General features: G+C 68.8%; 13 protein-coding genes and 1 pseudogene. 8 read left to right on the top strand and 6 right to left on the bottom strand.

Features of this window, described 5'->3' with window-relative positions:
- On the bottom strand, positions 1-1,060 hold a 1,060-nt coding region (locus OC534_RS18890; protein WP_262072385.1), incomplete at its 3' end, for a type VI secretion system Vgr family protein.
- Positions 1,061-1,409: 349 nt separating this feature from the next.
- Between OC534_RS18890 and OC534_RS18895 the strand changes: the two genes are divergently transcribed.
- The 6 genes from OC534_RS18895 (at position 1,410) to hemF (ending at position 7,808) form a co-directional block, all read left to right on the top strand.
- Positions 1,410-3,776 (top strand): S9 family peptidase, encoded by a 2,367-nt coding sequence (locus OC534_RS18895; RefSeq protein ID WP_168355654.1) that lies wholly within the window; start codon positions 1,410-1,412, stop codon positions 3,774-3,776.
- A complete protein-coding gene (locus OC534_RS18900) occupies positions 3,773-4,192 on the top strand; it encodes an NUDIX domain-containing protein (protein WP_017354624.1) in 420 nt (139 codons plus the stop codon). The genes OC534_RS18895 and OC534_RS18900 overlap by 4 nt, the downstream gene beginning before the upstream one ends.
- A gap of 29 nt (positions 4,193-4,221) precedes the next feature.
- Complete coding sequence (locus tag OC534_RS18905; protein ID WP_262072387.1) at positions 4,222-4,803, top strand: hypothetical protein; 582 nt, start codon at positions 4,222-4,224, stop codon at positions 4,801-4,803.
- A complete protein-coding gene (locus OC534_RS18910) occupies positions 4,800-5,198 on the top strand; it encodes a hypothetical protein (protein ID WP_017354626.1) in 399 nt (132 codons plus the stop codon). Before OC534_RS18905 ends, OC534_RS18910 begins: the two co-directional genes overlap by 4 nt.
- A gap of 27 nt (positions 5,199-5,225) precedes the next feature.
- Positions 5,226-6,848 carry a hypothetical protein gene (locus tag OC534_RS18915; RefSeq protein WP_262072389.1) on the top strand — a complete coding sequence of 541 codons (1,623 nt, stop codon included), beginning with the start codon at positions 5,226-5,228 and terminating at the stop codon, positions 6,846-6,848.
- Positions 6,849-6,911: 63 nt separating this feature from the next.
- Positions 6,912-7,808: an oxygen-dependent coproporphyrinogen oxidase gene (hemF, locus tag OC534_RS18920; RefSeq protein ID WP_136006420.1), complete on the top strand. Its 897-nt coding sequence runs from the start codon at positions 6,912-6,914 to the stop codon at positions 7,806-7,808.
- Between the two features lie 15 nt (positions 7,809-7,823).
- On the opposite strand, the pseudogene OC534_RS18925 reads toward hemF, so the two are convergent.
- Together OC534_RS18925 and polA are read right to left on the bottom strand one after the other, a co-directional pair.
- Positions 7,824-8,303 (bottom strand): annotated as a pseudogene (locus OC534_RS18925) (YetF domain-containing protein).
- 375 nt (positions 8,304-8,678) lie between these two features.
- Complete coding sequence (gene polA / locus OC534_RS18930; protein WP_262072391.1) at positions 8,679-11,450, bottom strand: DNA polymerase I; 2,772 nt, start codon at positions 11,448-11,450, stop codon at positions 8,679-8,681.
- 97 nt (positions 11,451-11,547) lie between these two features.
- Between polA and OC534_RS18935 the strand changes: the two genes are divergently transcribed.
- Together OC534_RS18935 and OC534_RS18940 are read left to right on the top strand one after the other, a co-directional pair.
- Positions 11,548-11,832, top strand: a complete 285-nt coding sequence (locus OC534_RS18935) for a DUF2782 domain-containing protein (protein WP_017357493.1) — start codon at positions 11,548-11,550, stop codon at positions 11,830-11,832.
- Between the two features lie 34 nt (positions 11,833-11,866).
- Positions 11,867-12,106 carry a hypothetical protein gene (locus OC534_RS18940; RefSeq protein WP_017357492.1) on the top strand — a complete coding sequence of 80 codons (240 nt, stop codon included), beginning with the start codon at positions 11,867-11,869 and terminating at the stop codon, positions 12,104-12,106.
- A gap of 26 nt (positions 12,107-12,132) precedes the next feature.
- Here the strand turns inward: OC534_RS18940 and OC534_RS18945 are convergent, their stop codons facing one another.
- The 3 genes from OC534_RS18945 to OC534_RS18955 form a co-directional block, all read right to left on the bottom strand.
- Positions 12,133-12,579, bottom strand: a complete 447-nt coding sequence (locus tag OC534_RS18945; protein ID WP_017357491.1) for a universal stress protein — start codon at positions 12,577-12,579, stop codon at positions 12,133-12,135.
- Between the two features lie 74 nt (positions 12,580-12,653).
- Entirely contained in the window at positions 12,654-13,220 is a 567-nt protein-coding gene (locus tag OC534_RS18950; protein WP_262072392.1) for a sugar O-acetyltransferase, read from the bottom strand.
- 63 nt (positions 13,221-13,283) lie between these two features.
- Positions 13,284-13,562 carry a hypothetical protein gene (locus tag OC534_RS18955; protein WP_017357489.1) on the bottom strand — a complete coding sequence of 93 codons (279 nt, stop codon included), beginning with the start codon at positions 13,560-13,562 and terminating at the stop codon, positions 13,284-13,286.
- Positions 13,563-13,677: the final 115 nt, after the last annotated feature.

Genomic DNA, 13,677 nt, shown 5'->3' on the forward strand with positions numbered 1-13,677 from the left:
GGATGTCCGCCTCGAGATTGTTGCGGGCCTGGTGCTGCACCGACAGGCACAGGAAGCTCGTGCCGGCGTCCACACCCGGATGCTGGCCCAACTGGAACTGCGCGCCCGGCACCAGCTGGCGCCAGCTGCCCTGCCCCTCGATGGTGTGCGCGCGCACGCGGAATGCATCCAGATGCTGCTGCGCGCGGCGCTGGCCGCGGGCGCTGTCCTGCCAGCCGTACGGGCCGCTGGTGTCGATGTCCTCGCCGATACCCGACACCTCCGCCGGTACCTCGGCACGCGCGTGGCGCAGGGTGGCGGTGCGGTGATCCCAACTTTGGCGTGACACGGCAGCCGGACACCAGCGCCGTGCCACGCGCCAGTGCCGCACGCTGTCGCTGCGCTCGGTGGCATCGCGGCGGTGGAAGCGCACGGTGCCCAGTCGAGGAACGTCGCCGTGGTGATCGGCCAGCACCAGCGTGTGTGCGCCCAGGCGGGCGTTGCCCGGGTCGCCGGCATGCTCGAACCAGTAGTAGATGCCCTCCTCGGCCAGCAGCCGCTGCAGGAAGCCCAGGTCCGACTCCTGGTACTGCGTGGTCAGGCTGCGCCTGGCGTACTGGCTGCGGTCGGCCAGCGCCCAGCGCCAGGCCGGCACCAGACCGGTGTAGTCGGCGAAGATGTCCTCGACGATCTCCACCACGCTGCGGTCATGGAACACGTAGCTGTCCACGCGCTGGGCCAGAAACGCCAGCCACGGCTGCAGGCGCAGCCGATAGCGCGCCAGACCGCCGTTGCTGCCGAGCCGTTCAACGGCGGTGACGTGCCCGTGGAACGCGCGTGGCGCGCCGGTGGTCTGCATCTGCAGCAGCGCAGGGGTGCCGTACAACTGTTCCAGCGGCAGATCGGCCTCCAGCGACAGCACCAGGACGTCCAGCACGAAACCCGCACCATCGACCTGCTCGATGCCGCTGAACGCCTCGACCGCCCCCAGCCGCGCTCCCAACAGCGTGTCCAGCCGCAGGTGGCGCCGCTCCTGCGTGGCGGCCGCCAGTGCCGCCCGCAGCGCGTATATCCCTTCCATGACCGATCCACTCCTTGTTGGCACGGAGGCTCCAGGCCGCCCGATGGCCGGGCGGGAGTACCCCGCACCGTGCGTCACCGCGTGAATTCTGGGCGGAGGCAGCGGAGTGCCACCATAGGAAAAGTTTGAATAAGCGATTGATGTTTCTATGAAATTTCGAAGATTGATCAACGCGGACTTCGCTCGACGCACGAACGGTGATGGCCAGCGCCGCATCCCCATCCGCTCCTCCGCGTGGACCCCTGCGCACGCGCGACTTTTCCGATCCTGTCCCCATGACCTGTGGCCCCTTCGGCGGGCCTTGACGGCTGCTACGCTTGCCGGGTTTTCCTCTACGGTGCCGCCCGCAATGCCCAGAACGCTGCCCTTGTCCCTGCTGCTGCTCGCCGCCCTCGGCGGAGCCGCCCACGCCGCGCCGACGCCGATCACCATCGAGCAGGCAATGGCCGACCCGGACTGGATCGGCCCGCCGGTCGAGAGCGCGTGGTGGTCCTGGAACAGCCAGCAGGTCGAGTACCAGCTCAAGCGCACAGGCAGCCCGGTCCGCGATACCTTCCGCCAGCCGATCGGCGGTGGCGTGGCGGTGCAGGTCAGCGACGACCAGCGCGGCACGCTGGACGTGGACAGTCCGGTGTACGACAGCGCGCGCCAGCGATCGGTGTTCGTGCGCAACGGCGATGTGTTCCTCCGCGACCTGCGCAGCGGCGCGCTGACCCAGCTGACCCGCAGCACCGAGAAATCCGCTGCGGTGGCGTTCGCCCGCGACGGCGGGGTGATCTGGCGCACCGGCCAGAACTGGTTCCACTGGACCGCCGCCGGGGGCGTGCAGCAGGTGGCCAGCCTGAAGGCCGAGAAGAATCCCGATGACGCGCCCAAGGCCGATGTGCTGCGCGACCAGCAGCTGCGCACCCTGGCCACGCTGCGCAACGACCGCGCGCAGCGCGAGGCGCTCAAGCAGCAGGAAGCGAGCTGGCGCCGCGCCGACAGCACCCGCGCCCCGGGTCCGGTGTACCTGGGCGCCGATGTGGAGATCGTCGACAGCGTGCTGTCGCCGGATGCCCGCACGCTGATCGTGGTGACCAAGCCGAAGAGCTTCGATGAAGGCCGCGGCGGCAAGATGCCCAAGTACGTGACCGAATCGGGCTATGAGGAATTCGAGGACACCCGCACCCGCGTGGGCCGCAACGATCCGGAGCCGCACGCGCTGTGGCTGGTCGATGCCGTGGCCGGCACGGTCAAGCCGCTGTCGCTGGACGGTCTGCCCGGCATCGGCACCGATCCGCTGGCCGCGCTGCGCAAGGCCGCCGGCAAGGACGCATTGAAGGGCAACCGTCCGCTGGAGGTGCTGGCCGGCCCGGGCAGCCCCGGCATCCGCTGGAGCGCCGATGGTCAGCAGGCGGCCATCATGCTGCGCGCCAACGACAACAAGGACCGCTGGATCGTCAGCGTCTCGGCGGCCAGCGCCAGGCTGGAGAATCGCCACCGGCTGACCGACAGCGCGTGGATCAACTGGGGCTTCAACGACTTCGGCTGGTCCAGCGACAACCGCACGCTGTGGCTGCTGTCGGAGGAATCGGGGTATTCACACCTGTACACCCAGCAGGGTACGGCCAAGCCACAGGCGCTGACCCGCGGCTCGTGGGAAACCTCGATGCCGGTGCCCAGCGCCGATGGCCGCGGTTTCTACTTCCTGTGCAACCAGCAGTCGCCCGGCGACTACGAAGTGTGTGCGGTGGACACCGCCAGCCGGCAGGTGCGTGAGCTGACCTCGCTCAACGGTGTGGAAGACTTCTCGCTGTCCCCGGACGGCCAGCAGCTGCTGGTGCGCTACTCCGGTGCGTACCTGCCGGCGCAGGTGGCGGTGGTCCCCACCGCCGGTGGCCAGGCCAGGCTGCTGACCGACACCCGTACGGCCGCCTTCAAGGCGCGCGAGTGGATCCAGCCCAAGCTGGTGCAGGTGCCGTCCAAGCACGGTGCCGGCGTGGTCTGGGCCAAGTACTACGGTCCGGAAACCCCCGAGCCGGGCAAGCAGTATCCGATCGCCATGTTCGTGCACGGTGCCGGCTACCTGCAGAACGTGCACCAGCGCTACCCGGCCTACTTCCGCGAGCAGATGTTCCACAACCTGCTGGTGCAGAAGGGCTACATCGTGCTGGACATGGATTACCGCGGCAGCGAAGGCTACGGCCGCAACTGGCGCACGGCGATCTACCGCAACATGGGCCACCCGGAGCTGGAAGACTACAAGGACGGCCTGGACTGGCTGGTGGACACCAAGCAGGGTGACCGCGCGCATGCCGGCATCTACGGCGGCTCCTATGGCGGCTTCATGACCTTCATGGCGCTGTTCCGCTCGCCGGGCACATTCAAGGCCGGTGCCGCGCTGCGCCCGGTGGTCGACTGGCACCAGTACAACCACGGCTACACCGCCAACATCCTCAACACGCCGGACATCGATCCGGAGGCGTACCGCACGTCGTCGCCGATCGAGTACGCCGATGGCCTGCAGGACCACCTGCTGATCGCCCACGGGATGATGGATGACAACGTGTTCTTCCAGGACTCGGTGAATCTGACCCAGAAGCTGATCGAGCTGCACAAGGACAACTGGACGATCGCGCCGTACCCGCTGGAACGCCACGGCTACGTGCGTCCGGATTCCTGGCTGGACCAGTACAAGCGCATCCTCAAGCTGTTCGAGGAGAACCTGAAGTGAGCCACGACGCGGCGCCGATCGAGATCGTCGCCGCGGTCATCCGCGACACCACCGGCCGCGTGCTGGTGGTGCGCAAGCACGGCTCGGACACGTTCATCCAGCCCGGTGGCAAACCCGAGCCGGGTGAGGCGCCGCTGGACGCCCTCGCCCGCGAGCTGCACGAGGAACTGGGCGTGCGGCTGGACGCCGGCAGCGCCTTGCCGCTGGGGGCGTTCGAAGCCTGGGCGGTGAACGAGCCGGGCCGCCGGGTTCGCGCCCACGCCTGGCAGGTGCGGGTGGCGGGAACGCCGCAGGCACGCGCCGAAATCGCGGAGCTGGCGTGGATTGCAGGCGTACCGCCGCACAATTGCCGCTTGGCACCGTTGAGCGCAGACCATATCCTGCCCGCGGCCGCACGTGCGGTGGCCGCGATCTGACATCGCGGTCTGGTCACCCAGGACACCGGATGTCATTGCCTCCTCCCCATTTACCGCTACGTACACCGCGCGCCGACGACTTCATCGCGCCGATGGCCAAGGCCTCGCTCCTGGTGTGCGCCGCCTCCAGCCTGTGGTTCGCCGTGCAGATGCTCGCGCTGCCGCTGCTGCTGACCGACGCCACGAGGATGGCGTTGTGGGAGAGCGACTGGTGGACCCTGCTGCCTGAGCCGGTAAAGCTGGGCATTGCGCATGCCCAGGCGTTGACCGCGGCGGCCCTGCTGCTCAGCCTGTTCGGCGTGGCTGCCTGCTGGGGGCTGCTGCGTTTCCAGCGCTGGGCCCTGGTGGGTTTCACCTTCCTGCTGGTGCTGACCGCGCTGCTCAATTTCGTGGTGCCGTGGCTGATGGACCTGTTTCTGCAGAACATGCAGGCCGCACTGGCCACCACCGTGCAGACCCCGGATATCCAGGCGCTGCGTGCGTCCCTGCGCGTGCAGCGCGCGATCTGGACCGGCCTGCTCGCGCTGGCGGCGATCGTGTTCTTCGCGCTGCACCTGTGGCTGGTGCAGCGGCTGTGGCGCGCCGACGTGCGCGCGCGGTTCTTTCCGTGATCCGGCGACTGCGGTGGGGGACGGGCGCGCTGGCGTGCCTGCTGGCCGGCAGCGCGCTGGCCGACGCGCAGCACATCCCGTGCGGCCGCTATGTGGTCGGCGAGGACGGACCGGCGCTGGAGGTGGTGGGCAGGGGTACGGTGGTCTACCCCTTCCCGCCCGACGACCCGACCTACTTCCGCCTGGAGCCGGACGGCGCGCACTGGCGCCTGACCGGGCTCGGCGATGGGCGACAGTACCGGATCGACTACGACGCAACCGACCAGACCCTGGTCAACGATGGCCAGCGCTATCGGCTGCGCGAAGCGGCCACCTGCGCCGACTGGACCGCGCCCGCCGAGGACGCAGCGCCGCTTCCCGTGACTCCGGTCGGCAGTGCCGGCCCGGTCCCCTGATCCTTTTTTTTCGTACAGGTACCTCCCATGTCCTTGATTCGTGTACTGGCCACGCTGGCCGGTCTGGCAGCGCCGGTGGCGCTGCTGTCGGCGGCCCCGGCGTCCGCCCCGTCCATCACGCTGCAATGCGGTACCTATCAGGCGGACGACAACCCCACCCGGATCGTCATTGAAAGCCCCAACCAGGGCTACCGCCAGATGCCCGGGAGTGCCCGCGAGCCGTATCTGCTGCGGCGCCTGGGGAAGCAACTGAAGATGGCCGACCCCGATGCCGGGGTGGTGCTGGAGGCGGACATCACCGATGGCGGCCGCAGCCTCGAAGCCGGTTACCTCACGTACCGACTCAGCGAGCCGGCGCGCTGCAAGCCGCCTGTGCAGTTCCCGGAGAACAGTTGCCGTGCCAGCATCGGTACCTGCCTGGACGACATCCGCATGGCCGACCGCGACGTGCTGCGCCCGTGGTGCGCGGAGGGCGTGCCGGCGGCCTGCAAGGCGCTGCTGTCCAGTTACGAAACCGAGGCGCGCGAAGCCGTCACGCGCGAGGACATCGGCGAGGAGGATCCGGACCTGCAGGAACCGGCATCGTGCAAGCCCGACAGCGGCCAGTACGATGCCGAGGCCTGCAAGGAAGCGGCCAGCATGGCGATGGCCAAGGCATTCGCCAGCATCCTGCTGAGCAGCCAGAAGCCGGCCCCGCTGCCGGCGGCCGCGCTGGACGACGTGACCGCGCTGTGTCGCGCCTACCCGGCCGGCACGTTCTGCCAGGACGTGGCCCAGGCCCTGTGGACCGCCGGGCGCTGGCTGCCGGCCCGTGACGCGCTGCAACTGGCCTGCACCAAGGGCGGCAATCCGGACAGCTGCACCGCAGCTGCGCCGCTGCAGGGCCTGACGGCCGCCGACATGCGGCCGGTCGCCGCCACGTCCCTGCCCTGTGGCCAGTACACGGCCGCCACCGGGCTGATGGACAGCCTGGCCTTCGGCGATGGTGGGCTGGTGCAGATGCCGCTCAGTGGCCAGCTGCGCGCACGCCTGGAGGACGGGCAGATCCGCATCCGCCACGACAAGGGTGACGACTTTGTGCTGCAGCCGCTCGCCAACGGCAGCCTGATCGGCGTGGACACGTGGAACCGCTACGCCTACTACACCCGCGAAGGCGCGGCCGGCCAGTGCGCCGCGTCGGTGGTGTTCGTCGAGGTGCCGCTGACCCAGGACTGCCCCACCGGCGGCAGCGAGCGCGGCGCGCAGGCCTGCTGCGATGCCGGCCGCCTGCAGGGCTGCAACGCGATGGGCCATCGCCTGGCGCTGGGCGATCGCTGGGCCGAGGCAGCCCCCTACTACCAGAAGATGTGCACCGCCGGTGTGCGCGAAGGCTGCGAGAACCTGGTCACGGTGTACGAGCACACCGGCGATGAGGCCATTCCCGAATCGATGCAGGCCCTGTGCGCCCGCGATGGCAAGGGCACCCATGTCGCCTGCGATGTGCACGCCACCCGCAACTGGGCGATGCTGCAGTTGTCAGGCAACCTGGAACGGATGGCCGACCGGCTGAGCCGCGAGGAGGACGAGGACACCGGATCGGACGACACCGCCGGTCCCGCGGCGGACGACGCGCCCGCATCGTCCAACCGCAACCGCAAGGGCGGCCGCTGAGCCCCCGGTGCCTGCGGCCTGCCGGCTGCAGGCACCTCGCGCGGCTGCGGTAAAGTACGCGCCATGAATGAATTCGAACGCGTACGCAGCTACCTGACCGACCTGCAGGACCGCATCTGCGCGGCCATCGAGGCCGCCGACGGCCGGGCGCGGTTCACCGAAGACCTCTGGCAGCGTGCCGAGGGCGGCGGTGGCCGTACCCGCATCCTGCGCGATGGCGCGGTGTTCGAGCAGGCCGGCATCGGCTTCTCCGACGTGTCCGGTACCCGCCTGCCGCCCTCGGCCTCGGCCAACCGGCCGGAACTGGCCGGCGCCTCGTGGCGGGCGACCGGGGTATCGCTGGTGTTCCACCCGCTCAATCCCTATTTGCCCACCACGCACGCCAACGTGCGCTACTTCCGCGCCGAGCGCGATGGCGAGGCGGTGGCGTCGTGGTTCGGCGGTGGTTTCGACCTGACCCCGTTCTATCCGTTCGACGAAGACGTGCAGCATTGGCACCGGGTGGCGCACGACCTGTGCGCACCGTTCGGCGACGAGCGCTACGCCGCGCACAAGCGCTGGTGCGACGAATACTTCTTCCTGCGCCACCGCAATGAAACGCGCGGCGTCGGCGGCCTGTTCTTCGACGACCTGCATGGCGACTTCGAGCGCGATTTCGCCTACCTGCGTGCGGTCGGCGACGGCTTCCTGGATGCGTACCTGCCGCTGGTGGCGCGCCGCAAGGCCACGCCCTACGGCGAACGCGAGCGCGAGTTCCAGCTGTACCGGCGCGGCCGCTACGTGGAATTCAACCTGGTCTACGACCGCGGCACGTTGTTCGGCCTGCAGAGCGGCGGTCGCAGCGAAAGCATCCTGATGAGCCTGCCGCCGCGCGCACGCTGGGAGTATGGCTTCCAACCCGAGAGCGGCAGCGACGAGGCGCGGCTGGCCGATTACCTGGTGCCGCGCGACTGGGTGTGACGCGGCAACCCGAGGCTATGTCTTGTCCTTGGGCACGATGGTGATGTGGCCGTTGATCTCCAGCAGCGCCATCGCCACTTCGCTCACATCGCGACACCCCTGCTGACGCATGGCCGCGTTGAAATCGGCCTGGGTCACCAGTTCCCGTTTCAGCACCGAGGCCAGCAGTTTGCCGTCGCGTGCGATCAGCACCGGCTCGCCTTCGACCAGCGTTTCGATGCGACGGCTGCGCGTACTGAGCCAACCGACCGACTAGTTGATCAGGATCAGCGTCGCCGCCAGCAGCAGACCGCCGCCCAGCGAGGTGTCCTGCCCCAGCAGCGCGTTCTGCACCGCGTTGCCGAGCAGCACAATCAGCAGCACGTCGAACGGCGTGATCTGGCCCAGCGCGCGTTTACCGGACAGGCGCACCATGCCCAGCACCACCACGTAGACAACCACCGCGCGCAGGATGAATTCCCACCACGGCATGGCCAAGGCAAACAGATCGCTCATTGCACTCTCCCCGGAACGTGCCGGCAGGATGGGCCAGAGCGCGGGCTGCAGGCAATCGGCAGTTGCGACAGGGGGCCTCCCGGGGCGGCCGTACGGCTGGCAACGGCCCAAATAAAAAGCCCCGCCGACCAGGGGGAGGTCAGCGGGGCCGGGGAACGGGCGCTTGGGGAGGAGCCCCCGTTCCGAGATCTGCTCCAGGGGATGGGAGAGATCCACAACAGGCGTTGCGCCTGTCGAGGTCTATAAAAGCACCTCGAACATTGATAGTTCGTGAAGGGGCCCAATTAATCCTCGCCGCGTCACGGAAACATTCATCGAAGAGTCAGATTACGGCCGCGTAATGAACAAGTTCATCCTTCTGCGGCCGAAAACCCCTCAGTGCGCCTCATCCCAGTTGTCGCCGACGCCCGCGTCCACCACCAGCGGCACGCGCAGTTCCGCCGCCGAGGACATCAGCGCCACGACCTGGGAACGCAAGGTTTCGAGGAAGCTGCTTTCGGTTTCGAAGACCAGTTCATCGTGTACCTGCAGGATCATCCGGGCCTGGCCGTCCTGGGTCTGCAGCCAGTCATCCACCCGCACCATCGCGCGCTTGATGATGTCCGCCGCCGTACCCTGCATCGGCGCATTGATCGCCGCCCGTTCAGCGCCGGCACGCAGGCCCTGATTGCGGGCGTTGATGTCGTTCAGATACAGGCGGCGACCGAACAGGGTTTCCACGTAGCCCTGCTCGCGCGCCTGCTGGCGCATGCGCTCCATGAAATCGCGCACGCCCGGATAGCGGCTGAAATACAGCGCGACATAATCCTGGGCCTGGCCACGGTCGATGCCCAGATTGCGCGCCAGGCCGAACGCACTCATGCCGTACATCAGGCCGAAATTGATCGCCTTGGCCGCGCGGCGTTCATTGGGGGTGACGTCGTCGAGCGCACGCCCGAACACTTCGGCCGCCGTTGCGCGATGCACGTCCGCCCCCTGCTCGAACGCACGCACCAGGCCCGGGTCCTCGGACAGGTGGGCCATGATCCGCAGCTCGATCTGCGAGTAGTCGCAGGCCAGCAGCTTGCGCCCCGGCGGCGCGACGAATGCGCGGCGGATGCGGCGACCGTCGTCGGTGCGGATCGGGATGTTCTGCAGGTTCGGGTCGGAGGACGACAACCGCCCGGTGGCCGCACCGGACTGGTGGTAGCTGGTATGGACGCGCCCGGTATCGGGATTGACCATCTCCGGCAGCTTGTCGGTGTAGGTGCTGCGCAGCTTGGCCAGCCCGCGGTACTCCAGGATCACCCGCGGCAGCTCGTGCTGTTCGGCGATGGCCTCCAGCGCCTCTTCGTTGGTGCTTGGCTGGCCCTTGGGGGTCTTCACCAGGGCCGGCAGCTTGAGCTCGTCGAACAGCACGGCCTGCAACTGCTTGGGCGAATCCAGGTTGAAGGTGTGGCCGGCCAGCTCGGTGGCCTTCTGCTGGGCCGCCAGCATGCGCACGCCCAGGTCCTGGCTCTGCCGGCGCAGTTCGGCCATGTCGATGTGCACGCCATTGGCCTCGATGGTGGCCAGCACCGGCACCAGCGGCATTTCGATGTCGCGGTAGACGCTGTACAGCGCCGGCACCGCCCGCAGCTGCGGCTGCAGCGCGTGGTGCAGGCGCAGGGTGATGTCGGCATCTTCGGCGGCGTAGCGGCCGGCTTCATCCAGGCCCACCTGGGAGAACGGGATCTGCTTGGCGCCCTTGCCGGCGACGTCCTCGAACTTGATGGTGGTGTAGCCCAGATAGCGCATCGCCAGCGAATCCATGTCGTGGCGGGTGGCGGTAGAGTTCAGCACGAAGCTCTCGAGCATGGTGTCGTCGTGGTAACCGCGCACCTCGACGCCATGCCGGCGCAGCACGTGCAGATCGTACTTGCCGTGCTGTCCGACCTTCTTCTTGGCCGGGTTCTCCAGCACCGGGCGCAGCGCGGCCAGCACCTGCTCGCGCGGCAGCTGGGCCGGCGCGCCGGGGTAGTCGTGGCCCACCGGAATATAGGCCGCCCGGCCGGGCTCGACCGCCAGGCTGATGCCGACCAGATTGGCGCGCATCGCATCGAGCGCGTCGGTTTCGGTGTCGAAGGCGATCAGGTCGGCTGCTTCCGCACGCGCCACCCAGGCGGTGAGCTGTTCGGTGGTGAGCACGGTTTCGTAGTCACCCGGGGCGGACAGCGCCGGGTCGATCGCGGTGTCCGCCTCGGCCGGCGTGCTGCGGGCGAAGCCGGCCGCCGTGCCGCGCAGGCTGACCGGGGCGTCGCTGGCGGCGGCCGGTGCCGGTACCGGCCCGCCCAGCTCCTTCAGCGCCTGGGTGAAGCCGTAGCGCAGGTACAGCTCGCTCAGGGTGGGCACGTCCGGCTCGCGCAGCGGCAGCGTCTGCGGCGTGACGTCCAGCGCCACGTCGGTGCGGATGGTGACCAGCTCGCGGTTGAGTGGCAGGCGCTCGAGCGCCGCGCGCAGGTTGTCGCCGATCTTGCCCTTCATGGTCGCCGCCGCGGCCATCACCCCCTCCAGGTGCTGGTACTCGGCCAGCCATTTGGCAGCGGTCTTGGGGCCGCACTTCTCCACCCCGGGCACGTTGTCGACCGCATCGCCCATCAGCGCCAGCAGGTCGACGATCTGGTCGGCGCGCACGCCAAATTTCTCCATCACCGCCGTGTCCGAGTCCATGCGGCTGCCGGTCATGGTGTTGACCAGTTCGATGCCCGGGCGGACCAGCTGGGCGAAGTCCTTGTCGCCGGTGGAGATGGTGACCTGCAGGCCGTCACGGTGGCCCTGCAGCGCCAGCGTGCCGATCACGTCGTCGGCTTCCACGCCGGGGATGCGCAGGATGCTCAGCCCGAGTGCTTCGACGATGCGGCACATCGGCTCGATCTGCGGGCGCAGGTCATCGGGCATCGGCGGCCGGTTGGCCTTGTAGTCGGCATACAGGTCGTCGCGGAAGGTCTTGCCGGGCGCATCGACCACGAAGGCGACGAACTCTGGGCGCTCCTTCAGCGTGGCGCGCAGCATGTTGACCACGCCGAACAGCGCGCCGGTGGGTTCACCGTGCGCATTGGTCAGCGGCGGGAGCGCGTGGAACGCGCGATACAGGTAACTGGACCCGTCAATCAGGACTAATCGGCTCATGCGACGATTCTACGCGCCCGGCCCGCGCGGTTCGCGGCACCGGGCTCACAACGCATGGGGCATAATCCGGACTCCCCTGTCCAAGGACCTACGGCCCATGAAGATCCTGTTGCTGGCTGCCCTGCTCGCACTGGCTGGCTGCGCTTCCACCGGCGGCGCGGGCGCTCCCCCGGTCGATGTCAGCGGCGCGGACATTTCCAGGCGCACTCTGGACAACGGCGATACCGTCGAGGAATACCGGGTCAGCGGCCAGCTCCGCATGGTCAAGGTAACGCCCTCGCGCGGCCCCGCGTACTACATGTACGACCGCAACGGGGATGGCCGCATGGACAACGACAAGGATGGCGTATCGCCGGTCTACTGGAAGCTCTACAGCTGGTGAGCACCTGCCCTGCCGCTGTCGCCCGCCCCGCCCGATGACCACGCCTGAACGCCGCCAACCGCCGGACCCCGCCCAGCTGCGGGCCGGCCTGACCCCGGAACAGCGGCAGGCGGTGGAGACGCTGGAGCATTTCGGCTGGGTGCTGCGCTTCGTCCGCCGCCCGCTGTTCCGCGACCCGATCCCGGTGCTGTTCGATCGCAGCGGTGAACGCTATGTCGTGCTGCAGCCGGACGGCAGCCTGGACGAATCGCAGACGCTCGCGCTGCGCCCGTAGTGCCGGCCGCTGGCCGGCACCACGCCTCAGCGGATGACCAGCACCGGTACGGTACTGCGCGCCAGCACTTCGGCGGTCTGGCTGCCGAGCAGCACCCGGGTGACGCCGCGACGGCCGTGCGAGGTCATTACGATCAGGTCGCTGCCACGCTCGGTGGCGGTGTCGATGATGCCGTCGGCCGCGTAGCGGTCGAGCACATGCACGGTGTTCGCGCGCAGTCCCTGTGCATCGGCGGTCGCCTTGGCCGGGGCCAGCACCTTCTGCGCGGTCTCTTCGCGGTCGGCCTTGTACTCGGGGCTGTTCATATACCCCACGCTCCAGCCCATCGCGTCGTACATGCCCACCGCCCAGGGTTCGGACACGGTCACGATGTCGACCTCCGCATTGAGGTCCTTGGCCAGCTCCAGGCCTTTGAGCAGCCCCTTCTCGGCCAGCTCCGAACCATCGGTGGCAATCAGGATTCGCTTGTACATGACAGGGCTCCAGGGAGGGGCAATGGAAGGGACACCATTGCACACCCGGTGTGGAGATCATGCCTTGAGCAGGATCAATCCCCGTGCGGGCGCTCCACCACGCGCGCCGGATTGCCGACCACGGTGGCCCCGGCAGGAACGTCGCGGGTCACCACGCTGCCGGCGCCAACCACGGCGTCATCACCGATCTCCACGCCAGGCAGCAGGATGGCACCGCCCCCGATCCACACATTGCGCCCGATCCGTACCGGCCGTGCCGATTCCAGCCCGGCGGCGCGCTGCTGCGGATCGCGTGGATGGTCGGCGGCGTAGATCTGCACGGCCGGCCCGATCTGGGTGCCATCGCCGATGCGGACCTCGGCCACGTCGAGGATCACGCAGTTGTAGTTGAGGAACACATCGCGGCCCAGATGGATGTGGCTGCCATAGTCACAGTGGAACGGCGGACGGATCACCGCGCCCTCGCCGACCGCGCCCAGACGCTCGCGCAGCAGCTCGCGACGTACCGCCGGCGAGGCCGCCAGGGCCGCGTTGTAGCGCACCATCCACGCTTTGGCTGCCGCCATGTCGGCCTGCAGCACCGGGTCGCCCGGCCGATAGGGTTGGCCGGACAGCATCTTGTCCTTCTCAGTCAGGGGCATGGCAGTTCCTCAGGGTAGACAGCCGATGATGCACTGCCCGGCCACGTTCCGGGGATGCCGCCGTCAGGCCGCGTGCCGTGCGCGCGGCCACCCCCCCGGCCGCGCCGCCAGAACGGCGGCGACCGCGACCGCCGCCGCCGTCGCCCAGAAGGGCCACGTCGCCAGCGCGGCACACAACCCGGTGGGCTGCGCCTCACAGCGCAGGCGTACCAGGTCCAGGCCACCGCCGCCCTCCAGGCAGGCATAGGCATGCTGGAACAGGGCCAGCACCGGTGCACCCCAGTCGGCCGACAGCGTCAGCGCGACCAGGACGGCAAGCAGGTACGGTATTCCCTTGTTCATATGCGCGCTCCCAGCGGACAGCGCCAGACTCTGGGCGCGCGCCGGGACCCGGGCAAGCGGCACGCGACGAAGCGCGTGAAATCCGGGATGAGCCGGGGGCGGGGGCGGATGAAGC

Origin of the sequence: Stenotrophomonas sp. Marseille-Q5258 (assembly GCF_946900935.1) — a bacterium.
Lineage (GTDB): Bacteria > Pseudomonadota > Gammaproteobacteria > Xanthomonadales > Xanthomonadaceae > Stenotrophomonas > Stenotrophomonas nematodicola.